Source organism: Pseudomonas sp. RIT623, from assembly GCF_004519305.1.
GTDB lineage: Bacteria > Pseudomonadota > Gammaproteobacteria > Pseudomonadales > Pseudomonadaceae > Aquipseudomonas.
This window is the reverse complement of record NZ_SOZA01000001.1, coordinates 226351-250704: the sequence shown is the minus strand read 5'-3', so window position 1 is coordinate 250704 and position 24354 is coordinate 226351. Positions and strand designations below refer to the sequence as shown.

Below are 24354 nucleotides of genomic sequence, written 5' to 3'. Positions count from 1 at the left end.
GGCATGAGCGAAAATCAAACGTACGACTCCTCCAGCATCAAGGTGCTGAAAGGGCTGGATGCCGTACGCAAACGTCCCGGCATGTACATTGGCGACACCGATGACGGCAGCGGCCTGCACCACATGGTGTTCGAGGTGGTCGACAACTCGATCGACGAAGCCCTGGCCGGGCACTGCGATGACATCACCGTCATCATTCACCCGGACGAATCCATCAGCGTCCGTGACAACGGCCGTGGTATTCCGGTCGACGTGCATAAAGAAGAAGGCGTTTCCGCAGCCGAGGTCATCATGACCGTGCTGCACGCCGGCGGTAAATTCGACGACAACTCCTACAAGGTATCCGGCGGTCTGCACGGTGTAGGTGTGTCGGTGGTGAACGCGCTGTCCGAGAAACTGGTGCTCACCGTTCGCCGTAGCGGCAAGATCTGGGAACAGACCTATGTGCACGGTGTGCCACAAGCGCCAATGGCAGTGGTGGGTGATAGCGAAACCACCGGTACCCACATCCACTTCAAGCCTTCGGCCGAGACCTTCAAGAATATCCACTTCAGCTGGGACATCCTCGCCAAGCGTATTCGCGAACTGTCGTTCCTGAACTCCGGCGTTGGCATCCTGTTGAAGGACGAGCGCTCCGGCAAGGAAGAGTTCTTCCGTTACGAAGGGGGCCTGCGCGCATTCGTCGAGTACCTCAACACCAACAAGACCCCGGTGAACTCCCAAGTCTTCCACTTCAATGTCCAGCGTGACGATGGCGTGGGTGTTGAAGTTGCTCTGCAGTGGAACGACAGCTTCAACGAAAACCTGCTGTGCTTCACCAACAACATTCCGCAGCGCGACGGTGGTACCCACCTGGTAGGCTTCCGTTCCTCGCTGACCCGTAGCCTGAACAGCTACATCGAGCAGGAAGGCCTGGCCAAGAAGAACAAGGTTGCCACCACCGGTGACGACGCCCGTGAAGGTCTGACCGCGATCATTTCGGTCAAGGTGCCGGATCCGAAGTTCAGCTCGCAGACCAAGGACAAACTGGTTTCCTCGGAGGTGAAGACCGCCGTGGAGCAGGAGATGAACAAGTACTTCGCCGACTTCCTGTTGGAGAACCCCAACGAAGCCAAGGCCGTGGTCGGCAAGATGATCGATGCCGCTCGTGCCCGTGAAGCTGCGCGCAAGGCCCGTGAAATGACCCGCCGCAAAGGCGCGCTGGACATCGCCGGCCTGCCGGGTAAGCTGGCCGACTGCCAGGAGAAGGACCCTGCCCTTTCCGAACTTTACCTGGTGGAGGGTGACTCCGCAGGTGGTTCGGCTAAGCAAGGCCGTAACCGTCGTACCCAGGCGATCCTGCCGCTGAAGGGCAAGATCCTCAACGTCGAGAAGGCGCGCTTCGACAAGATGATCTCCTCGCAGGAGGTCGGTACGTTGATCACCGCCCTGGGCTGTGGCATCGGTCGCGAAGAGTACAACATCGACAAGCTGCGTTATCACAACATCATCATCATGACCGATGCTGACGTCGACGGTTCGCACATTCGTACCCTGCTGCTGACCTTCTTCTTCCGTCAGTTGCCAGAGCTGGTCGAGCGTGGCTACATCTATATCGCCCAGCCACCGCTGTACAAGGTGAAGAAAGGCAAGCAGGAGCAGTACATCAAGGACGACGAGGCCATGGAAGAATACATGACCCAGTCGGCCCTCGAAGATGCCAGCCTGCACCTGGACGAGTCGGCGCCAGCGGTATCCGGTGTTCAGCTCGAGGCATTGGTCAACGAGTTCCGCAACGTGATGAAAACGCTCAAGCGCCTGTCGCGCCTGTATCCGCAGGAGCTGACCGAGCACTTCATCTACATGCCGGAAGTCACCCAGGAGCAACTGGCCAACCAGGTAGACATGCAAGCCTGGCTGGACAAGTTCCAGGAGCGTCTGAACAGCAGCCAGAAGTCTGGCCTGAGCTACGTGACCCGCCTGCGCGAAGACAAGGAACGCAATATCTGGCTGCCTGAAGTGGAAATCACCTCCCATGGCTTGGCCAGCTACGTCACCTTCAACCGCGAGTTCTTCGGCAGCAACGATTACCGTTCCGTGGTCGTCCTCGGTGCCAAGCTCGGCACCCTGCTGGGTGAAGGCGCTTACGTGCAGCGTGGTGAACGTCGCAAGGCGGTTACCGAGTTCAAGGAAGGCCTGGACTGGCTGATGAACGAGAGCACCAAGCGTCACACTATCCAGCGATACAAAGGACTGGGTGAGATGAACCCGGACCAGCTGTGGGAAACCACCATGGACCCAACCGTGCGCCGCATGCTCAAGGTGACCATCGAAGATGCCATCGCCGCCGACCAGCTGTTCAACACCCTGATGGGTGATGCGGTTGAGCCACGTCGCGACTTCATTGAAAGCAACGCGCTGTCGGTGTCCAACCTGGACTTCTGATCAGTTGCAGGCGGAACAAAAAAACCAATCCTTTCGGATTGGTTTTTTTTCATCTGCAAGAATGTTCCACGTGGAACTACGATAAACCAAGTGCTTTCAATCGACGGTAAAGCGTGCGTTCGCTGATGCCCAAATGCTCGGCCAGGTCGCTGCGTGAGCCTTTGAAGGTTTCCAGGGCATGGGCCAGGTCGGCCATTTCGCTGATGCCACGGCTGCGTGCGCCGGACGCTTTGGCCACAGAATAGACATCTTCGGGAAGATGCTCGGGTCGGATCAAACCGTCATCGGCGAACAACCGGGCGCGCTCGAGGATGTTGCGCAGCTCACGGATGTTACCTGGGAATTTGTGCAGACCAAGCCGTTCGAGCGCTTCGCTCGACACCTTGGGCGACTGCTTGCCCGCCATGCGCTGTAACAGGCTCTCACAGAGCAACGGCAAATCCTCCACTCGTTCGCGCAATGATGGCAGCCGAATCGGAAACCCGCTGATACGGTAATACAGGTCTTCACGGAAGGTCCCTGCGCTGGCCATCTCTTTCAATGGCTTGTGCGTCGCCGACACCAGACGGAAATCCGAATGAACAGTGCGGGTGCTGCCCACCGGGCGGAAGCTGCCGGACTCGATCAGGCGCAGCAACTTCACCTGCATGGCCAGTGGCACCTCGCCGATTTCGTCGAGGAACAACGTGCCACCGTGAGCGGCCTCGGCCAGGCCTATCTTGCGCTGGGTCGCACCGGTGAAGGCACCCTTCTCGTAGCCGAACAGCTCGCTCTCGAACAACGACTCGGTCAGCCCGGTACAGTCCACCACCACCAGGGGACCGTTGGCTCGGGGGCTACCCAGGTGCAAGGCGCGGGCGAACAGTTCCTTGCCGGTGCCCGACTCACCTTGCAGCAGTACCGGGATCTGCGCCGGAGCGGCTCGCTGCAAACTGGCCACCGCGGTCTTGAACGCGGGAGCCCGCCCGACCAGGCCTTGCTCCTTTGGTTGGGCGGACGCCAGGGTGACGCTGGTCAGGCGTTCGACAAAGGCCACCACCCTGCCCTGGTCATCGAGGATTGGCCGCAGCTCCACGTCCACATGCTCCGGACCACGCGGCGTGTGATGGATGTGCAGTACGCGCTCGGGCAACTTGCTGTCCAGTGACTTGCGCAGCGGGCAGTGTTCGCCTGCCTGGTCGCAAGGTACGGCATAGTGGTGCGAAACCCGATGACATTTCTCGCCGATGGGCGCATGGGCCTCGCTACCGAACTGGCGGCGATAAGCGGCGTTGGCGGCGAGGATGTTGTAGTCGGTATCGAGCACGATGCTGGGCAGCACATCGTGTTCGAGGTAGGACACCAGCGCGAGGATGGCAGGATGGGAAGCGGCTAGCATGACAGCACCAGATGAAGGACCTGGCGAGGGTAGCAAGGACTGCCAAACACTGCCATTGGCTGACAGTCGACTGCCAGCAACTGTCACCCTCGGCTGGCAGACCGGGGGCTGCTGCGCAGCCCAAAGCGGCACAAGGCCGCCCCTACAGGGGGCAGCGGTCATCGGAAAGGCATGGCATGCATCTTGATAAAGCATCCTCCACTGCCTATGCCTTCAAGGAGGCCCGGTGGATAACTGGAGAGTGCAATGATCATCGGCAACAACCTTCACGTCGAAGAGTTCTTCGACAAAGCGACCTCGACCATCAGCTACCTGGTCATGGATGGCGAGACCCGCCAGTGCGCGCTGATCGACAGCGTGCTGGATTACGACCCCAAGTCTGGACGTACCCGCACCGATTCGGCAGACACGCTGATCGCCCGGATCGAGGCGCTGGGTGCCAAGGTGCAATGGATTCTGGATACCCACGTGCACGCCGACCATCTGTCCGCAGCGGCCTATCTCAAGGAAAAACTGGGCGGCAGCATTGGCATCGGCGCGCAGATTACCCAGGTGCAGAAAGTTTTCGGCACCCTGTTCAACGCCGAGCCAGGCTTCGCCCGCGATGGCAGCCAGTTCGATGTGCTGCTGGTTGATGAAGAAGGCTTTCGCATCGGCAACCTGCATGCCCGTGCCCTGCACACCCCTGGGCATACCCCGGCGTGCATGAGTTACATGGTCGAGGACGCGGGCGAGACCGCCGTGTTCGTCGGCGATACTTTGTTCACTCCGGACTATGGCACTGCCCGCTGCGATTTCCCCGGCGCCAGCGCGCGAACCCTATACCGCTCGATCCGTCGTCTGCTGGCCTTCCCCGACCAGACCCGGCTGTTCATGTGCCACGACTACCTGCCCGGTGGCCGCGAACTTCGGTACATGACCACCGTAGCCGAACAGCGCGCCGACAACATTCATATCCATGAAGGCGTCAGCGAAGACAGTTTCGTCGAGATGCGCGAAGCCCGCGACAAGACCCTCGACATGCCCGTGCTGATCCTGCCCTCGGTGCAGATCAACATGCGCAGCGGACAGTTCCCCGAGCCCGAAGCGAACGGCGTGAGCTACCTGAAAATTCCGCTGAACAAGTTGTAAGCCACGCTGCACCCATAACGAGATTCAAAGGAACACTTGTCATGCCTGCCCTGCTGCCCCCTACCGATACCTCCCGTGCCGACCACCATAAGGTGGTGATCGTCGGCGCCGGTGCCGCTGGCATCGCCACCGCCTCCAGCCTGATCGCCCGCGACCCTTCGCTGGACATAGCCCTGGTCGATCCTGCCGAGGTGCACTACTACCAACCCGGCTGGACCATGGTCGGTGCCGGCGTGTTCAAGGCGCCGAGCACCGCCCACACCATGGCTGCCACCCTGCCCCGCGGCGTGCGCTGGATCAAGGCGCGGGTCGAGGGCTTCGACCCGCAAGGGCAATTGGTCATCCTCGACGATGGCCGCGCCGTCAGCTATGAACAACTGGTGGTCTGCCCAGGATTGAAGCTGGATTGGCAGGCTATCGAAGGCCTGAGCGAAACCCTCGGGCGCAATGGCGTCACCTCCAACTATCGCTACGACCTGGCGCCCTATACCTGGCAACTGGTACAGAACCTCAAGCAAGGCCGGGCCCTGTTCACCCAGCCGCCGATGCCGATCAAGTGCGCCGGTGCGCCGCAGAAGGCGTTGTACCTGTCCTGCGACCACTGGTTGCGCCACGGCCATCTCGGCAACGTGGGCGCCAGCTTCTTCAATGCCGGTGCCGTGCTGTTCGGGGTGGCCGACTATGTGCCGGCGCTGATGAGCTACATCGACAAGTACGGCGTGGACCTGAACTACCAGCATCGCCTGACGGCGGTGGATGGTCCGAACAAGCGCGCCACGTTCATCCGTACCCTCCCCGACGGCAGCAGCGAGACCCGCGTCGAAACCTTCGACATGCTGCACGTGGTGCCGCCACAGGTCGCGCCGGACTTCATCCGCCAGAGCCCGCTGGCCGATGCCGGCGGCTGGGTGGACGTCGACCCGCATACCCTGCGCCACCGCCATTTCGGCAATATCCACGCCTTGGGTGACGTGGCCAATACCAGCAATGCCAAGACTGCCGCCGCCGCCCGCAAGCAGGCGCCGGTGGTGGCCAACAATGTGCTGGTGGCGCTCGGCCGTCTGTCGACCTTGGCTCAGTACGATGGCTACGGCTCCTGCCCGTTGACCGTGGAGCGCGGCAAGATCGTCCTGGCCGAGTTCACCTACGGCGGCAAGGTCGCGCCGAGCTTCCCGCGTTGGTTGCTCGATGGCCGCAAGCCCACCCGCCTGGCCTGGTTGCTGAAGGCGCAGATCCTGCCGCCGCTGTACTGGAAAGCCATGCTCAAGGGCCGTGAATGGTTGGCCAAGCCACAGCCGTTGCTAGTCGAGGCGTCGCAGTGATCGAACAGCAACTGCTGGGCGCCGGTCTCGGCGCGATCATTGGCGCGGTGCTGGCGTTGACCGGTGCCGGTGGTGGGATCCTTGCCGTGCCGCTGTTGGTGTTCGGGCTTGGCCTGAGCATGGTCGAGGCGGCGCCGATCGGTTTGCTGGCCGTAGGCCTGGCGGCTGCGGTCGGCGCCGTGCTCGGCCTGCGCCAAGGCTTGGTGCGCTACCGGGCGGCGCTGTTCATTGCGCTGATCGGAATCGCCTGTGCACCGTTTGGGCTGATGTTGGCGCACCAGTTACCCAACACACCATTGGCGCTGGTCTTCGCCGTTGTACTGGTCTATGCCTGCCTGCGCATCTGGCGCAAGGCCGCGCGTGAGTTGCGTGGGCAGCTGCCTTGCGGTGAGCGGCAGATCATGCCCTGCGTGCTCAACCCTGTGCAGGGTCGCCTGCGCTGGACCCTGCCCTGCGCTCGGGCGCTGGCATTCACCGGGATGCTCTCGGGTTTGTTGTCGGGGTTGCTGGGCGTGGGGGGGGGCTTCGTCATCATCCCGGCCTTGAACCGTTATACCAACCTGGACATGAAAAGCATCGTCGCCACCTCGCTGGCGGTGATCGCCCTGGTGTCCACCGGCAGCGTGGTCAGTGCCAGCGTGGCTGGGGTCATGCACTGGTGGGTCGGCGCGCCGTTCGCCGTGGGCGCGGTGCTCGGTCTGTTGCTGGCCAGGCCCTTGGCCAGCAAGCTTGCCGGTCCACGCCTGCAGCAGTTGTTCGCGGTCGCAGGTTGCTGCGCTGCCGTGTTGCTGGCCGGCAAGGCGCTACTGGGCTAGCAGCTGGTCCTGCTCGGTGGCGCACAGCGCCAGCAAATAGTCCCAGACCACCCGCAGGCGTACTGACTTGTGCAGTTCGCGGCGGGTGCAGATCCAGTAGCTGCGCTGGATGGTTTCGCTGGGTAGCACGCGCACCAGCTTCGGGTCGTGCCCGGCCATGTAGTTGGGCAGCACGGCGATGCCCAGCCCGGCCTGGGCGGCATGCTGCTGGGCGATCACACTGGTGCTGCGGAACACCACGTTGGGCGCTCGACAGAAGCTGTTGAGCAACAGCAACTCCTGGCTGAACAGCAGATCGTCGACATAGCCGATCCAGCTGTGCCGGGCCAGATCCTCGCGGCTGTGCAGTGGTGGTGCGCGGTCCAGGTAGTCCTGGCTGGCGTACAGGGCCAGGCGATAGTCGGTGAGCTTGCGGGTGATCAGCATGTCGGCGTTGGGGCGTTCCAGGTGGATGCTGATCTCTGCTTCGCGGTTCAGGATGCTGACGAAACGCGGCACCGCCACCAGTTCCACTTCGAGCCCCGGGTAGCGCTGGAACAAGGCGTTCATGCGCGGGGTGAAGAACATGATGCCGATGCCCTCGGTCACTCCCAGGCGGATTTTGCCCAGCGGGGTGATGGCCTGGGTGATCTCTTCCTGCGCCAGCAGGGCGACGTTTTCCATGGCTTCGGCGTGCTTGAGCAGGGCTTGGCCAGAAGGCGTGAGTTCGTAGCCTTGGGCATGCTGGACGAACAGCGCGGTGCCCAGCTGTTTTTCGATGCTCTCGATATGTCGAGCCACGGTGCTGTGGGTGGTGTTGAGGCGCTTGGCGGCGGTCAGCAGACGGCCGCTGCGCTGCAACTCGAGGAAAAACCGCAGATCGTTCCAGTCGAACATGGGCGTCCTTGGATGTGCTGGCTGTCGAAGCCATCGCGGGGCAAGCCCGCTCCCACAATCGGATAGTCGCTGTGCTAAAACGCACAACGGCTGCGCGAAATCTCGTGTTTCCTCGGCGAAATTAATCAATAAGATGGGTCGGGACAAGAATAATAATCAGGCGCGAGGTTGCACATGCCATCAGCCGATTCTGTCTACGACTATGTGGTCGTGGGTGCCGGTCCCGCCGGTTGCCTGCTGGCCAACCGCTTGTCCGCCGACCCTGCCTGCCGCGTCCTGTTGCTCGAGGCCGGTGGCCGCGACAACTACCCGTGGATTCACGTCCCGGTCGGTTACCTCTACTGCATCGGCAACCCACGCACCGACTGGTGCTTCAAGACCGAGGCCCAGCCCGGCCTGAACGGGCGTGCCTTGGGTTATCCACGGGGCAAGGTGCTGGGCGGCTGCTCATCGATCAACGGCATGATCTATATGCGTGGCCAGGCCGCCGATTACGATCGCTGGGCCGAGCAAGGCAACGACGGCTGGGCCTGGAAGGATGTACTACCGCTGTTCAAGGCCAGCGAAAACCACTTTGCCGGCGCCAGCGACAGCCACGGCGCCGATGGCGAGTGGCGGGTCGAGCAGCAGCGCTACAGCTGGCCGATCCTAGATGCTTTCCGCGATGCCGCCGAGCAGAGCGGCATAGCCAAGGTCGCTGACTTCAACACCGGTGACAACGCAGGGTGTGGATACTTTCAGGTCAACCAGCGCAGCGGTGTGCGCTGGAACTCGGCCAAGGCATTTCTCAGGCCCATTCTCAAGCGCCCGAACCTGACCGTGCTGACCGGCGTGCAGGTCGACCAGGTGTTGCTTGGCAACACCCGCGCCCGGGCTGTTAGGGCGCTATGGCAAGGTGCATGGCATGAGTTCGCGGCACGCCGCGAGATTATTCTTTGCGCAGGTTCGGTCGGTTCGCCCGGCATCCTGCAGCGCTCGGGGATCGGCCCACGCAATCTGCTCGCAGGGCTGGGCATCGCCGTGCGCCACGACATGCCTGGTGTCGGCGGCAACCTGCAGGACCATCTGCAGCTGCGGTTGATCTACCAGATCCAGAACACGCGTACCCTCAACCAGATGGCCAACAGCCTGTGGGGCAAGCTGGGCATGGGCCTGCGCTATGCCTACGACCGCAGTGGACCACTGGCCATGGCGCCAAGTCAGTTGGGCGCCTTCGCCCATTCGAGCCCAGAGCAAGAAACCGCCAATCTTCAGTATCACGTCCAGCCCTTGTCGCTGGAGCGCTTCGGCGAGCCGCTGCACCGGTTCCCGGCCTTCACCGCGTCGGTATGCAACCTGCGCCCGGCTAGCCGTGGACGGATCGATATCCGCTCGGCGGACATGAACGCCGCGCCGCTGATCGACCCCAACTACCTCAGCGCCCCCGAGGACCTGCGCGTGGCCGCCGACGCCATCCGCCTTACCCGGCGCATCGTCCAGACCCCTGCCCTGGCCGCTTTCGAACCCCGCGAGTACCTGCCAGGCCCTGCCCTGCAGAGCGAACAAGACCTGCACCAGGCCGCCGGCCTGATCGGCACCACCATCTTCCACCCGGTAGGTACCTGCCGCATGGGCAGTGGCACGCTCGATGTTGTGGATAACCAGCTGCGCGTGCACGGCATTCCGGGCCTGCGCGTGGCGGATGCCTCGATCATGCCGCAGATCGTCTCCGGCAATACCTGTTCACCCACGTTGATGATTGCCGAAAAGGCGGCACAACTGATCCTCAAGGAGGCCAACACCCAGACCAACCTCAGCGACAGCAACGCGATACCGACGCCCTGACCCGGGTGTGTGCAACACCGGCGACCCGCGGTCAGAGGTCGCCGACAGTGGAACAACAAGAATAATCACTGTGGCCCACGGGCCGAGGACAGCAACGATGTCGGACTACATCCAGGAGCAAGGCGCGACGGTCACCCGCGACAGCCGCCGTGAGGAACGCAAGATCATTTTCGCGTCATCCCTCGGGACGGTGTTCGAGTGGTATGACTTTTTTCTCTATGGCGCGCTGGCCGCGGTCATCAGCAAGCAGTTCTTCGCTGGGGTCAATGACACCACTGCCTTCATCTTCGCCCTGATGGCCTTCGCTGCCGGCTTCCTGGTGCGCCCATTCGGCGCGCTGGTGTTCGGTCGGCTGGGCGACATGATCGGGCGCAAGTACACCTTCCTGGTGACCATCGTACTGATGGGCTTGTCGACCTTCGCGGTCGGCCTGCTGCCCACCTACGCCAGCATCGGTATCGCCGCGCCGATCATCCTCGTCGTACTGCGCATGCTTCAGGGCCTGGCCCTGGGCGGAGAGTACGGCGGCGCCGCCACCTATGTGGCCGAGCACGCGCCACCTGGCAAGCGCGGTTTCCACACCGGTTTTATCCAGTCCACCGCCACCCTGGGCTTACTGTTGTCGCTGACCGTGGTGCTCGCCAGCCGTTACATCAGTGGCGATCAGTTCGAGACCTGGGGCTGGCGCCTGCCGTTCCTGCTGTCGATCTTCCTGCTGGCGATTTCCACCTGGATCCGCATGAGCATGCACGAGTCGCCGGCCTTCGTGAAAATGAAGGCCCAAGGCAAGGTGAGCAAGTCGCCGATCCGCGAGTCCTTCACCTCCTGGCCGAACCTCAAGGTGGTGCTCACGGCGTTGTTCAGCATCAACGCCGGGCAGGCAGTGACCTTCTACACCGCGCAGTTCTACGTGCTGTTCTTCATGACCCAGATGCTCAAGATGGATCCGGCCCAGGCCAATACCCTGCTGATCATCAGCGTGGTGATCGGCGCGCCGTTCTTCGTGTTCTTCGGCTGGCTGTCGGATCGCATCGGGCGCAAGCCGATCCTGATGGTCGGCCTGTTGCTGGCGACGGTGTGCTACTTCCCGATGTTCAAGGCCCTGAGCCACTACGCCAACCCGCAGATCGACGCGGCCAGCCGCCAGGCACCGATCGTGGTCAGCGCCGACCCGCAAGGCTGTACCTTCCAGTTCGACCCGGTAGGCAAGGCGCGTTTCGACAGCCCCTGCGACAAGGTCAAGACGTTCCTGGTCAAGCAGGGCCTGCCCTACAGTTCGGTGGATGCCACTGGCAGTGGGGTCAGCGTGAGCATTGGCGACAAGACCATCAGTGGCTTCGACGAGGCGGCCATGCGCAGTGCCATCGATGCTGCCGGCTACCCGGCCAAGGCGGACCCGGCCCACGTCAATCAGGTAATGGTGGTGGTGCTGATCGTCGCCATGATCCTGATTGCCACCATGACCTACGGGCCACTGGCGGCGGTGATGGTCGAACTGTTCCCCACGCGCATTCGCTACACCTCGATGTCCCTGCCCTACCATATCGGCAATGGCTGGTTCGGTGGCTTCTTGCCGACGGTGTCGTTCGCGCTGGTGGTGTACACCGGGGATATCTTCTACGGCCTTTGGTACCCGGTACTGATCACCGGGGTGAGCCTGGTGGTGGGGATCTTCTGCCTGAAAGAAACCAAGGATGTGGATATCGATAAGGTCTGAACCAACGGGTAGTAGCTTGCACGATCCCCGTAGGAGCCGGCTTGCCGGCGAACACCGGCGTAGCCGGTGCCAGGTACCGGGCTGTCTGGTTCACCGGCAAGCCGGCTCCTACGAAAAATCGTGCGAGGCCTTTGAGCAAGTGCGCTCCCACAAAAAAACCGGCGTAAAAGCCGGTTTTTTTATCGCGCGAAAAAACTTATGCACGATTTTTGAAAAAACGTCATACAGAGAAATAAGTTTCTATTTCAATCACTTAGCTATCAATCGAGACGTTTAATCCAAAAACTACTAACAACTTATCCACAGAACGTCAGGCGGGCTGCTGTTCTGGTTTTTCCGCCGCTGGCGGCAGCGAGCCCATGGCCCGTTGGGCCGCTTCGTTCCACGCCTGGGCACGGTCGTTCAGCTCGGCGATGGCCCGTGGCCCGGTGCCTTCGGGGTACATCGGCTCGCCAATCACCACCTCGATGGTGCCTGGGCGCTTGCCCCAGCCCTCACGCGGCCAGAACTTGCCGGCGTTGTGGGCGATCGGCAGCACGGGCAGCCCGGCGTTCACTGCCAACGCGGTACCGCCACGGGAGAACTTGCCGATCTGGCCATGGGGTACACGGGTGCCTTCGGGGAAGATCAACACCCAGGTGCCCTGCTTGAGTAACTCATCGCCTTGGCTGGCGACCTGGCGCAAGGCCTCCTTCGGGTTCTTCCGGTCGATAGCGATCGGCCGCAGCATGGCCATGGCCCAGCCAAAGAACGGCACATACAGCAGCTCGCGCTTGAGCACCTGGCTCAGTGGCGAGAAGTAGGCCGAGAGGAAGAACGTCTCCCAGGTGCTCTGGTGGTTCGACAGGATCACGCAAGGCACTTTCGGCACATTCTCAGCGCCAGTGATCTTGTAGTCGATGCCCAGGATCGTGCGCACCAAAAACAACGCGCAGCGGCACCAGTACACGTTGATGAACTTGTAGCGCTTGGGAAACGGCAGGAAAGGCGCGACGAAGAAGCTCAGCGAGCACCACAGCAGCGAACTGGTGCCCAACAGCAGGTAAAAAAGAAAGATTCTGATCGCCTGCAGGATCGACATAGTGGCATGTACCGTTGCGGGGCATGGCCCGCCTAATGAAAAGTGCGCCGGTCAAGGCGCACCCATTTAAATAAGTTCTCTGGCGATGGCTGCCAGATCGTCGAAAATCAGTGTAGTTTCCGCAACGCCCTTTTCCAGGGTCCGCTCGCCCTTGCCGGTTTTTACCAGCACGGGTTGTGCATCGACGGCCAGGGCCGCCTCCAGGTCACCTTTGCTGTCGCCGACGAACCACACGCCGGCCAGGGAAACCTGGTAGTGCTCGGCAATCGCCCGCAGCATGCCGGGCTTGGGCTTGCGGCAATCGCAGCCTTCGTCCGGGCCGTGCGGGCAATACACGATGAAACCGACCTCGCCACCCTGCTCGGCCACCAGCGCGCGCAGGCGCGCGTGCATGGCCTCGAGGGTTGCCAGCGAGTAGTAGCCACGGGCAATGCCGGACTGGTTGGTGGCCACGGCCACCGTCCAGCCCGCCTTGCTCAACTGCGCGATGGCCTCGATCGAGCCGGGAATGGGGATCCACTCCTCCAGCGACTTGATGTAGGCGTCGGAGTCATGGTTGATCACTCCGTCTCGATCAAGAATCAGCAGTTTCAACGGCTTACCCCAGCAGCGAGATATCGGCCACGCCCAGGAACAGACCGCGCAGGCGGCTGAGCAGGGCATAACGGTTGGCGCGTACCTTGGCGTCCTCGGCGTTCACCAGCACCGCCTCGAAGAAGGCGTCGACCGGGTCGCGCAGCGCGGCCAGGCGTGCCAGCGCTTCGTTGTACTGACGCGCGGCGGCCATCGGTTGCACGGCCTGGTCGGCCTGCTGGATGGCCGAGTACAGCGAGAACTCGTTGGCGTTGTCGAAGTACTTCGGTTCGACCTGCTCGGCGATGGCGCCTTCGGCCTTGCCCAGCAGGTTCGACACGCGCTTGTTCGCCGCAGCCAGGGCCTCGGCTTCCGGCAGCTTGCGGAACGCCTGCACGGCCTGCACGCGCTGGTCGAAGTCCAGCGCCGAGCCCGGCTTCAGGGCACGCACCGACAGGTAGGTGGCGACGTCGATACCTTCGTCTTCATAACGCGCACGCAGGCGGTCGAAGATGAACTCCAGCACCTGCTCGGCCAGGCCGGTGGCCTTGACCTTGGCACCGAACTGCTTGACCGCGAACTCGACCGCGGCGGTCAGATCCAGGTCCAGTTGTTTTTCGATCAGGATGCGCAGCACGCCCAGGGCGGCGCGGCGCAGGGCATACGGGTCCTTGCTGCCGGTGGGCAGCATGCCGATGCCGAAGATGCCGACCAGGGTGTCGAGCTTGTCGGCGATGGCCACGGCAGCACCGGTGAGGGTCTGCGGCAGCTCGGCACCGGCGCCACGCGGCATGTACTGCTCGTTCAGCGCCAGGGCGACGTCTTGCGGCTCGCCATCGTTGAGCGCGTAGTAGTAGCCGGCAATACCCTGCATCTCAGGGAATTCGCCGACCATTTCCGAGGCCAGGTCGCACTTGGACAACAGGCCAGCACGGCCGGCGTTGGCGGCGCTGCCGCCGATGTGCGGGGCAATGAACGCGGCCAGCTTGGAGACGCGCTCGGCCTTGTCGAACACGGTGCCCAGTTGCGCCTGGAACACCACGTTCTTCAGACGCTCGTTGAAGCTTTCCAGCGGCTGCTTCTTGTCTTGCTTGAAGAAGAACTCGGCGTCGGTCAGGCGCGGGCGCACGACCTTCTCGTTGCCTTCGACGATCTGTTTCGGATCGCGGCTTTCGACGTTGGCCACGGTGATGAAGCGCGGCAGCAGCTTGCCTTCGCTGTCCAGCAGGCAGAAGTATTTCTGGTTGTCCTGCATGGTGGTGATCAGGGCTTCCTGCGGCACCTCGAGGAAACGCTCCTCGAACGAGCACACCAGCGGCACTGGCCACTCGACCAGGGCGGTTACTTCGTCCAGCAGCGCCGGTGGCACGATGGCCGTGCCTTCCTGCTGCATGGCCAGCTCCGCGGTGCGCTTGCTGATCAGCTCCCGACGCTCGGCGAAGTCGGCCAGCACGTGGGCCTTGCGCAGGTCCTCGACGTAGTTGGCCGGGGTGGTGATGAGTACGTTTTCCGGGTGGTGGAAGCGGTGGCCACGGGATTCACGGCCGGCCTTCTGCGCGAGGATGGTGCAGTCGACCACCTGATCGCCCAGCAGCATCACCAGCCACTGGGTCGGACGCACGAACTCTTCGCGGCTGGCGCCCCAGTGCATGCGCTTGGGGATCGGCAGGTCGTTGAGCGAATCTTCGACGATGGTCGGCAGCAGGCTGCTGGTGGCCTTGCCGGGAATGTGCTGGGAGAAGCGCAGCTTCGGGCCGCTCTGGTCGATGTCCGACAGCTCCACGCCGCACTTCTTGGCGAAGCCCAGGGCCGCTTGGGTCGGTTGGCCTTCGGCGTTGAATGCGGCCTGCAGGGGCGGGCCGTCGATGTTGATGCTGCGATCCGGCTGCTGCACGTCCAGCTGGCGGATCAATACCGCCAGACGGCGCGGCGCGGCATAGACCTGCTTGCCGGTGTAGTTCAGGCCAGCGGCCTGCAGGCCTTTCTCGATGCCGGCGAGGAAGGCGTCGCCCAGCGAAGCGAGTGCCTTCGGCGGCAGCTCTTCGGTGCCCAGTTCAACCAGGAAATCTTGAGCACTCATTGTGCAGCCTCCAGCTTAGCCAACACTTCGTCACGCAGTTCGGGAGAGGCCATCGGGAAGCCCAGGCGTGCGCGGGCTTGCAGATAGCTTTGCGCCACGTCCCGGGCCAGGGTACGCACGCGCAGGATGTAGCGCTGGCGCTCGGTTACCGAGATGGCGCGGCGGGCATCCAGCAGGTTGAAGGTGTGCGAAGCCTTCAGGACCATTTCGTAGGTCGGCAGCGGCAGGTCGAGCTTGATCAGGCGGTTCGCTTCGCTTTCGTAGAAGTCGAACAGTTCGAACAGCTTCTCGACGTTGGCGTGCTCGAAGTTGTAGGTCGACTGCTCCACTTCGTTCTGGTGGAACACATCGCCGTAGGTGACCTTGCCGAACGGGCCGTCGGCCCATACCAGGTCGTAGACCGAGTCCACGCCTTGCAGGTACATGGCCAGGCGTTCCAGGCCATAGGTGATCTCACCGGTGACCGGGTAGCACTCGATGCCGCCGACCTGCTGGAAGTAGGTGAACTGGGTCACCTCCATGCCGTTCAGCCAGATTTCCCAGCCCAGGCCCCAGGCGCCGAGGGTCGGCGATTCCCAGTTGTCTTCGACGAAGCGGATATCGTGAACCAGCGGGTCCAGGCCGATGGCTTTCAGCGAGCCGAGGTACAGCTCCTGGAAGTTGGCCGGGTTCGGCTTGAGCACCACCTGGAACTGGTAGTAGTGCTGCAGGCGGTTTGGGTTTTCGCCATACCGCCCGTCGGCGGGGCGACGGCTGGGCTGCACATAGGCGGCGTTCCAGGTTTCTGGACCCACGGCGCGCAGGAAGGTCGCGGTGTGGAAAGTGCCGGCGCCTACTTCCATATCGTAGGGCTGAAGCACCACACAACCTTGCTCGGCCCAGTAGTTCTGCAGGGCGAGGATCAGGTCTTGGAAGGTACGCACGGCTGGCGTAGGCTGGCTCACGAAATTCACCTGTATCTGGGGATGCGGATGTAAAGAGCGGGAGTATAACCCGATTCGCCTCGCCCTCTACGTTATTGGAGCCTTATGCCACGCTGCTTTTGGTGTTCCGACGATCCGTTGTATCAGGCCTATCACGACCACGAGTGGGGAACGCCGCAGCGCGACCCGGCGTTGCTCTTCGAGATGCTTTTGCTCGAAGGGTTCCAGGCGGGGTTGTCGTGGATCACGGTATTGAAGAAACGCGAGCGCTATCGCCAGGTGCTGGAAGGTTTCGACCCGGTGAAACTGGCGTGTCTGAGCGACGAACGCATCGAAGAGCTGATGCAGGACGTCGGCATAATTCGCAACCGCCTCAAGCTCAAGGCCGTGCGCCGCAACGCCCAGGCCTGGCTGGCTGTGGATAACCCCGCCGAGTGGCTATGGTCGTTCGTCGGCGGCGCGCCGAAGATCAACCATTTCCAGGGGCGTGGCGACGTGCCAGCGGTCACCGACGAGGCCAAGGCGATGAGCAAGGCCTTGCAGAAGGCTGGCTTCACTTTCGTCGGGCCGACCATCTGCTACGCCTTCATGCAGGCCACCGGCATGGTCATGGACCACACCACCGACTGCGATCGCTATGCCGCGCTGGTGCGCTGACGGGGTACAATGCGCGCCTTGCTGAAATAAGGAATTCGCCTGTGGAAAAGTTCAAGGGCGCCCTGATGGTCGGGGTGCTGCGCCTGTTTGCCAAGCTGCCCTGGGGCGCCGTGCAGCGCGTCGGCGCCGGTATCGGCTGGCTGATGTGGAAAATCCCCAACGGCTCGCGCAATGTCGTGCGCATCAACCTGGCCAAATGCTTCCCGGAGATGGACCCGGCCGAGCGCGAGCAACTGGTCGGTCGCGCGCTCAAGGACATCGGCAAGTCGTTCGTCGAAAGCGCCTGCGCCTGGATCTGGCCGCCGCAGCGCTCGCTCGACCTGGTCAAGGAAGTGCACGGCCTGGAAGTACTGGAGCAGGCCCTGGCCTCGGGCAAGGGCGTGGTCGGCATCACCAGCCACCTGGGCAACTGGGAAGTGCTCAACCACTTCTATTGCAACCAGTGCAAACCGATCATCTTCTACCGCCCGCCCAAGCTGAAGGCTGTGGATGATTTGCTGCGCGAGCAGCGGGTGCAGATGGGCAACCGCGTGGCGCCTTCGACCAAGGAAGGCATCCTCAGCGTGATCAAGGAAGTGCGTCGGGGTGGTCAGGTGGGGATTCCCGCGGATCCGGAGCCGGCCGAGTCGGCAGGCGTGTTCGTGCCGTTCCTCGGCACCCAGGCGCTGACCAGCAAGTTCGTGCCGAACATGCTCGCCGGCGGCAAGGCGGTAGGTGTGTTCCTGCATGCCCTGCGCCTGCCCGATGGTTCGGGCTTCAAGGTATTCCTGGAGGCGGCGCCAGAGGCCATGTACAGCACCGATGTGAATGAGTCGGCGGCGGCCATGAGCAAGGTGGTCGAGCGTTATGTGCGCGAGTACCCGAGCCAGTACATGTGGAGCATGAAGCGCTTCAAGAAGCGCCCGGCAGGTGAGGCGCGCTGGTATTGAGAACCTGGGGGCGCTTCGCGCCCCTTTCGCGGCACAAGGCCGCTCCTACAGGGGATCGCGGTCAACTGTAGGAGCGGCCTTGTGCCGCGAAAGGGCTGCAAAGCAGCCCCGGCAATCTCAGATTTTGTTCAACTTCTTCAAGAACACCGTCATCTCTTTCTCGGCCTGCTTGTCGCCATGGGCCTGTGCCGCGACGATCCCCTCTTCCCAGGCCTTGCGCGCCCCAGCCAGATCGCCGCTGAGCTGATACGCCTTGCCCAGCAGCTTCCACGCCGCCGAGTACTTCGGATCCTGCTGCACACAAGCTGCCAGGTGCACCGCCGCTTCAGCGCCATTGCCCTCGTCCAGCCAGGCTTTGCCCAAGCCAAAGCGCAGCAGCGGGTTATCCACACCCTTGGCCAGCATCTTCTCCAGCGATTCACGCATGCCCTTCCCTCCTAGAAGAAACTCAAGCCCACGTGGAACAGCTTCTCCACGTCCCGAATATGCTTCTTGTCCACCACGAACAGGATCACATGGTCGCCCGACTCGATGACGGTGTCGTCGTGGGCGATCATCACTTCGTCCTCGCGGATGATCGCGCCGATGGTCGTGCCCGGTGGCAGGTTGATGTCCTCGATGGCCTTGCCCACCACCTTGCTCGACTTCGAGTCACCATGGGCCACCGCCTCGATGGCCTCGGCCGCGCCGCGGCGCAGGGAGTGCACGCTGACGATGTCGCCACGGCGCACATGGGCCAGCAGTGTACCGATGGTGGCCAACTGCGGGCTGATGGCGATGTCGATGTCGCCGCCCTGCACCAGGTCGACATAGGCCGGGTTGTTGATGATGGTCATCACCTTGCGCGCGCCCAGGCGCTTGGCCAGCAGCGACGCCATGATGTTGGCCTCGTCGTCGTTGGTCAGGGCCAGGAAGATGTCAGCGTCGGCGATGTTCTCCTCGAGCATCAGGTCCTTGTCCGAGGCGCTGCCCTGCAGCACCACGGTGCTTTCCAGGGTATCGGAGAGCTGGCGACAGCGAGCCGGGTTCATCTCGATGATCTTCACCTGGTAGCGGCTCTCGATGGCCTCGGCCAGGCGCTCACCGATCTGCCCGCCACCGGCGATGACCACGCGCTTGTTGCTCTCGTCGATGCGGCGCAGTTCGCCCATCACCGCGCGGATGTCCTTTTTCGCGGCAATGAAGAACACTTCGTCGTCGGCTTCGATCACCGTGTCACCCTGTGGGGTGATCGGCCGGTCGCGGCGGAAGATAGCCGCCACGCGGGTGTCGACGTTGGGCATGTGGGCGCGGATCTGGCGCAGTTGCTGGCCGACCAGCGGCCCGCCGTAGTAGGCGCGGACCGCCACCAGCTGGGCCTTGCCCTCGGCGAAGTCGATCACCTGCAGGGAGCCGGGGTGTTCGATCAGGCGCTTGATGTAGTTGGTCACCACTTGCTCGGGGCTGATCAGCACATCCACCGGAATATGGTCGTTGTCGAACAGTTCTTCGCGGGTCAGGTAGGCCGATTCGCGTACCCGGGCGATCTTGGTCGGGGTGTGGAACAACGAGTAGGCCACCTGGCAGGCGACCATGTTGGTCTCGTCGCTGTTGGTCACCGCCACCAGCATGTCGGCGTCGTCGGCACCGGCCTGGCGCAGCACCGTCGGTAGCGAGGCGCGGCCCTGCACGGTGCGGATGTCGAGGCGATCGCCGAGGTCGCGCAGGCGTTCGCCATCGGTGTCGACCACGGTGATGTCGTTGGCTTCGCTGGCCAGGTGCTCGGCCAGCGTGCCGCCGACCTGTCCTGCGCCGAGGATGATGATCTTCATCCGCTACTCCCTACCCTTGTTCTTATCCGCGCGAAGCGGCGATCTTGATCAGCTTGGCATAGTAGAAACCGTCATGGCCGCCTTCCTGGGCCAACAGCTGGCGGCCGTGGGGCTGGCGCAGGCCGGCTTCGGTGGCCAGGTCCAGCTCGCGGGCACCTGGGGTGCGGGCGAGGAAGGCGTCGATGACTTCGGTGTTCTCGGTCGGCAGGCTCGAGCAGGTGGCATACAGGAGCATGCCGCCCACCTCCAGCGTTGGCCACAGGGCATCGAGCAACTCGCCTTGCAGCGTGGCCAGGGCCGGGATGTCGTCGGCCTGGCGGGTCAGCTTGATATCCGGGTGGCGGCGGATCACGCCGGTGGCCGAGCACGGGGCGTCGAGCAGGATGCGCTGGAATGGCTTGCCATCCCACCAGCTGGCGGTGTCGCGGGCGTCGCAGGCGATCAGCTCGGCATCGAGCTTGAGGCGCTCGAGGTTCTCGCGCACGCGGGTCAGGCGCTTGGCCTCGAGGTCGATGGCGACCATGTGCGCCAAGCCCGGTTCGGCTTCAAGCAGGTGGCAGGTCTTGCCGCCCGGGGCGCAGCAGGCGTCGAGCACGCGCTGGCCGGGGGCCAGTTCCAGCAGGTCGGCGGACAGCTGCGCGGCTTCATCCTGCACGCTCACCCAGCCGTCGGCGAAGCCCGGCAGGCCGCGCACGTCGCAAGCCTCGGCCAGGACAATGCCGTCACGGCTGTACTGGCAGGCGCTGGCGCCGATACCGGCCTCGGCCAGCAGCGCGAGGTAAGCGTCGCGGCTGTGATGGCGGCGGTTGACCCGTAGGATCATCGGCGGGTGGGCGTTGTTGGCGGCGCAGATGGCCTCCCACTGCTCAGGCCAGAAGGCCTTGAGCGACTTCTGCAGCCAGCGCGGGTGGGCGGTGCGCACCACCGGGTCGCGCTCCATGTCGGCCAACAGTGCCTCCCCTTCACGCTGGGCGCGGCGCAGCACCGCGTTGAGCAGGCCCTTTGCCCAAGGCTTCTTGAGCTTGTCGGCACACCCGACGGTCTCGCCGATGGCTGCGTGGGCCGGCATGCGGCTGTAGAACAGCTGGTACAGGCCGACCAGCAGCAGCGCCTGCACATCGGCGTCGGCGGCCTTGAACGGCTTCTGCAACAGTTGCGCGGCCAGCAGGTCCAGGCGCGGCTGCCAGCGAGCGGTGCCGAAGGCCAGGTCCTGGGTCAGGCCACGGTCGCGCTCCTCGACCTTGTCCAGTTGCGCCGGCAGCGAGCTGTTCAGCGAAGCCTTGCCGCTGAGCACAGCGGCCAAGGCACGGGCGGCAGCCAGGCGTGGGTTCATTGGCCGAGCACCTTGCCACTGGCGAATTTCTCGCGGCGGCTGTTGAACAGGTCGGCGAAGTTGAGGGCCTTGCCACCCGGCAGTTGCAGGCGGGTCAGGCTCAGGGCCTGGTCACCGCAGGCGACCACCAGGCCATCTTTGCTGGCTGACAGGATTTCGCCGGGGGCGCCCTGGGCTGTGGACAAGTTGGCGGCCAGCACCTTCACGCTTTCGCCGTCCAGGGTGCTGTGGCACACCGGCCAGGGGTTGAAGGCGCGGATCAGGCGCTCAAGCTCCACGGCCGGGCGGCTCCAGTCGATGCGCGCTTCGTCCTTGTTCAGCTTGTGGGCGTAGGTGGCCAGGGCATCGTCCTGCACTTCACCTTGCAGGCTGCCATCCGCCAGGCCGGCAATGGCCTGCATCACGGCGCCCGGGCCCATGGCGGCGAGGCGGTCGTGCAGGGTACCGCCGGTGTCCTCGGCGCTGATCGGGGTGACCACCTTGAGCAGCATCGGGCCGGTGTCCAGGCCCGCTTCCATGCGCATCACGGTCACGCCGCTCTCGGCGTCACCGGCTTCAACGGCGCGCTGGATCGGCGCGGCGCCGCGCCAGCGTGGCAGCAAGGATGCGTGGCTGTTGATGCAACCCAGGCGCGGGATATCCAGCACCGCCTGGGGCAGGATCTGGCCGTAGGCGACCACCACCATCAGGTCCGGCTTCAGCGCGGCGAGTTCGGCCTGGGCATCGGCGTTGCGCAGGGTCTGCGGCTGGTACACCGGGATATCGTGGGCCACGGCCAGCGCCTTGACCGCGCTTGGCATCAGCTTCTGGCCACGCCCGGCCGGGCGGTCGGGCTGGGTGTAGACGGCCACGATCTGGTACGGGCTGTCGAGCAAAGCCTTGAGGTGTTCGGCGGCAAACTCTGGGGTGCCTGCGAAGACGATGCGCATGGAGTTCTCGCTTCTTGAAAAAGAAAAAGGCTTGCCGGAGCAAGCCTTCTGGAAGGTGGGGATCAGGCTTGCTGGCGGTGCTGCTTTTCCAGCTTCTTCTTGATCCGGTCACGTTTGAGCTGCGACAGGTAGTCGACGAACAGCTTGCCGTTGAGGTGATCGAACTCGTGCTGCACGCAGACCGCCAGCAGGCCCTCGCATTCCAGCTCGTAGGGCTTGCCATCGCGGTCCTGGGCCTTGACCCGCACGCGCAGGGGGCGGTCGACATTCTCGTAGAAACCCGGTACCGACAGGCAGCCTTCCTGGTACTGGCCCATGTCGTGGGTCAGTTCCTCGACAGTGGGGTTGATGAACACGCGCGGTTCGCTGCGGTCTTCGCTCAGGTCCATCACAACCACTTGCTGGTGCACGTTGACCTGGGTCGCGGCCAGGCCGATGCCAGGGGCTTCGTACATGGTTTCGAACATGTCGTCGATCAGCTGGCGCAGGGCGTCGTCGAACACCGTTACCGGTTTGGCAATGGTACGCAGGCGCGGATCGGGGAATTCGAGGATGTTCAAGATGGCCATAGGGTCAGGCAGTCACTGTGCGGTCGGTTGAAAACTGAGCACACATAATAAAGGGAATCGGGGCGTTCGGCACCTGGGAAAGCTCGACTAGGGTCTCTATGGGCTTGATAGCTGCCATTTCATGGACAGCTTTTCAAAGTATTACCCACAAAGTTATCCACAGGTTGGGCCACGCCCGTGGCCCTGTTCTGGTCAAGGAAGATCCCTATGAGCACAGTCCGTTCGTCGCCTTGTCCGCCAGCCGAACTGGAAGCGCGGTTGCGTCTGCATCGCCTTCCGGATATTGGTCTGCGGCGTTTCCATTGCCTCATCCAGGCGTTTGGCAGCGCTTCGTCGGCCCTGAGCGCGCCGGCCAGTGCCTGGCGTTCGCTGGGGTTGCCGGCAGCCAGTATAGACGCCCGACGCAATGCGCAAGTACGTGAAGGGGCTTTGGCTGCAATGGCTTGGCTAGAGCGTCCTGGCCAGCATTTGCTGATGTGGGACCGGCCTGGCTACCCGGCGTTGCTAGGCGAAATCGATGACCCGCCGCCGCTGTTGTTCGTCGCTGGCGACCCCGCTTTGCTGGAGCGCCCACAACTGGCGATCGTGGGCAGCAGGCGTGCTTCACCGCCGGCGCTGGATACCGCTGGGGCCTTTTCCCGTTGCCTGTCTCAGGCCGGCTTCGTCATCACCAGCGGCCTTGCCGTGGGCATCGACGGTGCCGCTCATCGGGGCGCGCTGAGGGTCGGCGGGCAGACTATCGCGGTGCTCGGCACAGGTTTGCAAAAACTTTATCCACAGCGCCACGGCGAGTTGGCCAGGGCGATTATCGACAGTGGCAGCGCCCTGGTTTCAGAGTACCCACTGGACGCCGGGCCGCTGGCCGGCAACTTCCCCCGCCGCAACCGCATCATCAGCGGCCTGTCGCTGGGCGTGCTGGTGGTCGAGGCCAGTCTTGCCAGCGGTTCGCTGATCACCGCGCGGCTGGCGGCCGAGCAAGGGCGAGAGGTGTATGCGATACCGGGGTCCATCCACCACCCCGGCGCCAAGGGTTGCCACCAGCTGATCCGCGACGGCGCGCTGCTAGTGGAAAGCGTGGAGCAGATCCTCGATAGTTTGCGCGGCTGGCAGAACCTGCCGCCTGCGGCTGTGGATAATCCCCGGCATCCGCTGTTGGCCCTGCTGCAGGCCGCGCCACATACCAGCGAGGGCCTGGCCCACAGCAGCGGCAAGCCGTTGGCCGAGGTGCTGGCCAGCCTCACCGAGCTGGAGCTCGAAGGCCGGGTGAGCAATGCAGGCGGGCGTTGGTTTGCCCGTTCCGGCTAAGTACACTGCGCGCACGGCGTTTATGCGGAGAGACGGAAAATGGTGAGCAGTTGGCGTGTGCAACAAGCCGCGCGCGAGGTGAAGGCGGGTGCGGTGATCGCCTATCCGACGGAAGCGGTCTGGGGCCTGGGCTGCGACCCGTGGAACGAGGACGCGGTGTATCGCCTGCTGGCGCTCAAGTCGCGACCTGTGGATAAAGGGCTGATTTTGGTCGCCGACAACATCCGCCAGTTCGACTTTCTGTTCGAAGACTTCCCCCAGGACTGGATCGACCGCATGGGGGCCACCTGGCCGGGGCCAAATACCTGGCTGGTGCCGCATCAGGACTTGTTGCCCGAGTGGGTGACCGGCCAGCACGACAGCGTGGCGCTGCGGGTCAGCGATCACCCACAGGTGCGTGAGCTGTGCGCGCTGGTGGGGCCGTTGATTTCCACGTCCTGCAACCCGGCCGGGCGACCGGCGGCCAAGAGCCGGTTGCGGGTGGAGCAGTATTTCCATGGGCAGGTTGACCTGGTGCTCGGTGGGGCGTTGGGTGGGCGCAAGAACCCTAGCGTGATTCGCAATCTGGTGACGGGCGAGGTTGTGCGTCCGGGTTGATTTCGCTGGCGAGGGCTTCGCCCTCGTTTCGCGACACAAGGCTGCTCCTACAGGCAATCGCGATCCCCTGTAGGAGCGGC

General features: G+C 63.4%; 21 protein-coding genes. 10 read left to right on the top strand and 11 right to left on the bottom strand.

Features of this window, described 5'->3' with window-relative positions; translation table 11 throughout:
* Window positions 1–3: 3 nt before the first annotated feature.
* Window positions 4–2424, top strand: coding sequence for a DNA topoisomerase (ATP-hydrolyzing) subunit B (gene gyrB / locus E3U47_RS01175; protein WP_134689110.1), 2421 nt, complete (start codon window positions 4–6; stop codon window positions 2422–2424).
* Between the two features lie 76 nt (window positions 2425–2500).
* Here gyrB and E3U47_RS01170 read toward each other — a convergent pair whose 3' ends face one another.
* Window positions 2501–3802 carry a sigma-54-dependent Fis family transcriptional regulator gene (locus tag E3U47_RS01170; RefSeq protein WP_134689109.1) on the bottom strand — a complete coding sequence of 434 codons (1302 nt, stop codon included), beginning with the start codon at window positions 3800–3802 and terminating at the stop codon, window positions 2501–2503.
* Window positions 3803–4048: 246 nt separating this feature from the next.
* Between E3U47_RS01170 and E3U47_RS01165 the strand changes: the two genes are divergently transcribed.
* Genes E3U47_RS01165 through E3U47_RS01155 form a run of 3 tightly spaced genes read left to right on the top strand, consistent with a single transcriptional unit; the run spans window position 4049 to window position 7070 of the window.
* Window positions 4049–4933, top strand: a complete 885-nt coding sequence (locus tag E3U47_RS01165; RefSeq protein ID WP_134689108.1) for an MBL fold metallo-hydrolase — start codon at window positions 4049–4051, stop codon at window positions 4931–4933.
* A gap of 41 nt (window positions 4934–4974) precedes the next feature.
* On the top strand, window positions 4975–6255 hold the full coding sequence (locus E3U47_RS01160; protein WP_134689107.1) for an FAD/NAD(P)-binding oxidoreductase: 1281 nt from the start codon (window positions 4975–4977) through the stop codon (window positions 6253–6255).
* Window positions 6252–7070, top strand: coding sequence for a sulfite exporter TauE/SafE family protein (locus E3U47_RS01155; RefSeq protein WP_134689106.1), 819 nt, complete (start codon window positions 6252–6254; stop codon window positions 7068–7070). The genes E3U47_RS01160 and E3U47_RS01155 overlap by 4 nt, the downstream gene beginning before the upstream one ends.
* Here the strand turns inward: E3U47_RS01155 and E3U47_RS01150 are convergent.
* Window positions 7059–7946: a LysR family transcriptional regulator gene (locus tag E3U47_RS01150; protein ID WP_134689105.1), complete on the bottom strand. Its 888-nt coding sequence runs from the start codon at window positions 7944–7946 to the stop codon at window positions 7059–7061. The genes E3U47_RS01155 and E3U47_RS01150 overlap by 12 nt on opposite strands.
* Before the next feature lie 174 nt (window positions 7947–8120).
* Here E3U47_RS01150 and E3U47_RS01145 point away from each other — a divergent pair, with 174 nt between their 5' ends.
* Together E3U47_RS01145 and E3U47_RS01140 are read left to right on the top strand one after the other, a co-directional pair.
* On the top strand, window positions 8121–9770 hold the full coding sequence (locus tag E3U47_RS01145; protein ID WP_134689104.1) for a GMC family oxidoreductase: 1650 nt from the start codon (window positions 8121–8123) through the stop codon (window positions 9768–9770).
* A 97-nt stretch (window positions 9771–9867) separates the two neighbouring features.
* A complete protein-coding gene (locus E3U47_RS01140) occupies window positions 9868–11487 on the top strand; it encodes an MFS transporter (RefSeq protein ID WP_134689103.1) in 1620 nt (539 codons plus the stop codon).
* Window positions 11488–11797: 310 nt separating this feature from the next.
* On the opposite strand, the gene E3U47_RS01135 is transcribed toward E3U47_RS01140, so the two are convergent.
* From E3U47_RS01135 to glyQ, 4 genes are all read right to left on the bottom strand, one after another.
* On the bottom strand, window positions 11798–12568 hold the full coding sequence (locus E3U47_RS01135; RefSeq protein WP_134689102.1) for a 1-acyl-sn-glycerol-3-phosphate acyltransferase: 771 nt from the start codon (window positions 12566–12568) through the stop codon (window positions 11798–11800).
* 66 nt (window positions 12569–12634) lie between these two features.
* Complete coding sequence (gmhB, locus tag E3U47_RS01130) at window positions 12635–13162, bottom strand: D-glycero-beta-D-manno-heptose 1,7-bisphosphate 7-phosphatase (protein WP_134689101.1); 528 nt, start codon at window positions 13160–13162, stop codon at window positions 12635–12637.
* A 4-nt stretch (window positions 13163–13166) separates the two neighbouring features.
* Window positions 13167–15221: a glycine--tRNA ligase subunit beta gene (glyS, locus tag E3U47_RS01125; protein WP_134689100.1), complete on the bottom strand. Its 2055-nt coding sequence runs from the start codon at window positions 15219–15221 to the stop codon at window positions 13167–13169.
* On the bottom strand, window positions 15218–16165 hold the full coding sequence (glyQ, locus tag E3U47_RS01120) for a glycine--tRNA ligase subunit alpha (protein WP_011531473.1): 948 nt from the start codon (window positions 16163–16165) through the stop codon (window positions 15218–15220). Before glyQ ends, glyS begins: the two co-directional genes overlap by 4 nt.
* An 84-nt stretch (window positions 16166–16249) precedes the next feature.
* On the opposite strand from glyQ, the gene E3U47_RS01115 reads away from it, so the two are divergent.
* Both E3U47_RS01115 and E3U47_RS01110 read left to right on the top strand, forming a co-directional pair.
* Window positions 16250–16801, top strand: a complete 552-nt coding sequence (locus tag E3U47_RS01115; protein WP_134689099.1) for a DNA-3-methyladenine glycosylase I — start codon at window positions 16250–16252, stop codon at window positions 16799–16801.
* A 41-nt stretch (window positions 16802–16842) separates the two neighbouring features.
* Entirely contained in the window at window positions 16843–17730 is an 888-nt protein-coding gene (locus E3U47_RS01110; RefSeq protein ID WP_023629851.1) for a lysophospholipid acyltransferase, read from the top strand.
* 117 nt (window positions 17731–17847) lie between these two features.
* Here E3U47_RS01110 and E3U47_RS01105 read toward each other — a convergent pair whose 3' ends face one another.
* The 5 genes from E3U47_RS01105 to def form a co-directional block, all read right to left on the bottom strand.
* The gene (locus E3U47_RS01105) at window positions 17848–18156 is read right to left on the bottom strand and encodes a tetratricopeptide repeat protein (protein WP_134689098.1); all 309 of its coding nucleotides are present in this window, start codon (window positions 18154–18156) and stop codon (window positions 17848–17850) included.
* Between the two features lie 11 nt (window positions 18157–18167).
* The gene (trkA, locus tag E3U47_RS01100) at window positions 18168–19541 is read right to left on the bottom strand and encodes a Trk system potassium transporter TrkA (RefSeq protein ID WP_023629849.1); all 1374 of its coding nucleotides are present in this window, start codon (window positions 19539–19541) and stop codon (window positions 18168–18170) included.
* Between the two features lie 22 nt (window positions 19542–19563).
* Complete coding sequence (gene rsmB / locus E3U47_RS01095; RefSeq protein WP_134689097.1) at window positions 19564–20874, bottom strand: 16S rRNA (cytosine(967)-C(5))-methyltransferase RsmB; 1311 nt, start codon at window positions 20872–20874, stop codon at window positions 19564–19566.
* On the bottom strand, window positions 20871–21803 hold the full coding sequence (fmt, locus tag E3U47_RS01090; RefSeq protein WP_134689096.1) for a methionyl-tRNA formyltransferase: 933 nt from the start codon (window positions 21801–21803) through the stop codon (window positions 20871–20873). The genes rsmB and fmt overlap by 4 nt, the downstream gene beginning before the upstream one ends.
* Before the next feature lie 62 nt (window positions 21804–21865).
* Window positions 21866–22372: a peptide deformylase gene (gene def / locus E3U47_RS01085; RefSeq protein WP_003260000.1), complete on the bottom strand. Its 507-nt coding sequence runs from the start codon at window positions 22370–22372 to the stop codon at window positions 21866–21868.
* A gap of 207 nt (window positions 22373–22579) precedes the next feature.
* Here def and dprA point away from each other — a divergent pair, with 207 nt between their 5' ends.
* Together dprA and E3U47_RS01075 are read left to right on the top strand one after the other, a co-directional pair.
* Window positions 22580–23677 carry a DNA-processing protein DprA gene (gene dprA, locus E3U47_RS01080; protein ID WP_134689095.1) on the top strand — a complete coding sequence of 366 codons (1098 nt, stop codon included), beginning with the start codon at window positions 22580–22582 and terminating at the stop codon, window positions 23675–23677.
* Window positions 23678–23716: 39 nt separating this feature from the next.
* A complete protein-coding gene (locus tag E3U47_RS01075) occupies window positions 23717–24274 on the top strand; it encodes an L-threonylcarbamoyladenylate synthase (RefSeq protein ID WP_134689094.1) in 558 nt (185 codons plus the stop codon).
* The last annotated feature ends 80 nt before the right edge of the window (window positions 24275–24354 follow it).

What these genes read in the sequence shown, in the direction of transcription:
- rsmB (WP_134689097.1), bottom strand. Translation starts at nt 20,874, where the DNA reads ATGAACCCACGCCTGGCTGCCGCCCGTGCCTTGGCCGCTGTGCTCAGC.
- E3U47_RS01150 (WP_134689105.1), bottom strand. Translation starts at nt 7,946, where the DNA reads ATGTTCGACTGGAACGATCTGCGGTTTTTCCTCGAGTTGCAGCGCAGC.
- E3U47_RS01170 (WP_134689109.1), bottom strand. Translation starts at nt 3,802, where the DNA reads ATGCTAGCCGCTTCCCATCCTGCCATCCTCGCGCTGGTGTCCTACCTC.
- trkA (WP_023629849.1), bottom strand. Translation starts at nt 19,541, where the DNA reads ATGAAGATCATCATCCTCGGCGCAGGACAGGTCGGCGGCACGCTGGCC.
- E3U47_RS01145 (WP_134689104.1), top strand. Translation starts at nt 8,121, where the DNA reads ATGCCATCAGCCGATTCTGTCTACGACTATGTGGTCGTGGGTGCCGGT.
- E3U47_RS01135 (WP_134689102.1), bottom strand. Translation starts at nt 12,568, where the DNA reads ATGTCGATCCTGCAGGCGATCAGAATCTTTCTTTTTTACCTGCTGTTG.
- E3U47_RS01105 (WP_134689098.1), bottom strand. Translation starts at nt 18,156, where the DNA reads ATGCGTGAATCGCTGGAGAAGATGCTGGCCAAGGGTGTGGATAACCCG.
- E3U47_RS01075 (WP_134689094.1), top strand. Translation starts at nt 23,717, where the DNA reads ATGGTGAGCAGTTGGCGTGTGCAACAAGCCGCGCGCGAGGTGAAGGCG.
- E3U47_RS01140 (WP_134689103.1), top strand. Translation starts at nt 9,868, where the DNA reads ATGTCGGACTACATCCAGGAGCAAGGCGCGACGGTCACCCGCGACAGC.
- dprA (WP_134689095.1), top strand. Translation starts at nt 22,580, where the DNA reads ATGAGCACAGTCCGTTCGTCGCCTTGTCCGCCAGCCGAACTGGAAGCG.
- gyrB (WP_134689110.1), top strand. Translation starts at nt 4, where the DNA reads ATGAGCGAAAATCAAACGTACGACTCCTCCAGCATCAAGGTGCTGAAA.
- glyS (WP_134689100.1), bottom strand. Translation starts at nt 15,221, where the DNA reads ATGAGTGCTCAAGATTTCCTGGTTGAACTGGGCACCGAAGAGCTGCCG.
- E3U47_RS01165 (WP_134689108.1), top strand. Translation starts at nt 4,049, where the DNA reads ATGATCATCGGCAACAACCTTCACGTCGAAGAGTTCTTCGACAAAGCG.
- E3U47_RS01115 (WP_134689099.1), top strand. Translation starts at nt 16,250, where the DNA reads ATGCCACGCTGCTTTTGGTGTTCCGACGATCCGTTGTATCAGGCCTAT.
- fmt (WP_134689096.1), bottom strand. Translation starts at nt 21,803, where the DNA reads ATGCGCATCGTCTTCGCAGGCACCCCAGAGTTTGCCGCCGAACACCTC.
- def (WP_003260000.1), bottom strand. Translation starts at nt 22,372, where the DNA reads ATGGCCATCTTGAACATCCTCGAATTCCCCGATCCGCGCCTGCGTACC.
- E3U47_RS01160 (WP_134689107.1), top strand. Translation starts at nt 4,975, where the DNA reads ATGCCTGCCCTGCTGCCCCCTACCGATACCTCCCGTGCCGACCACCAT.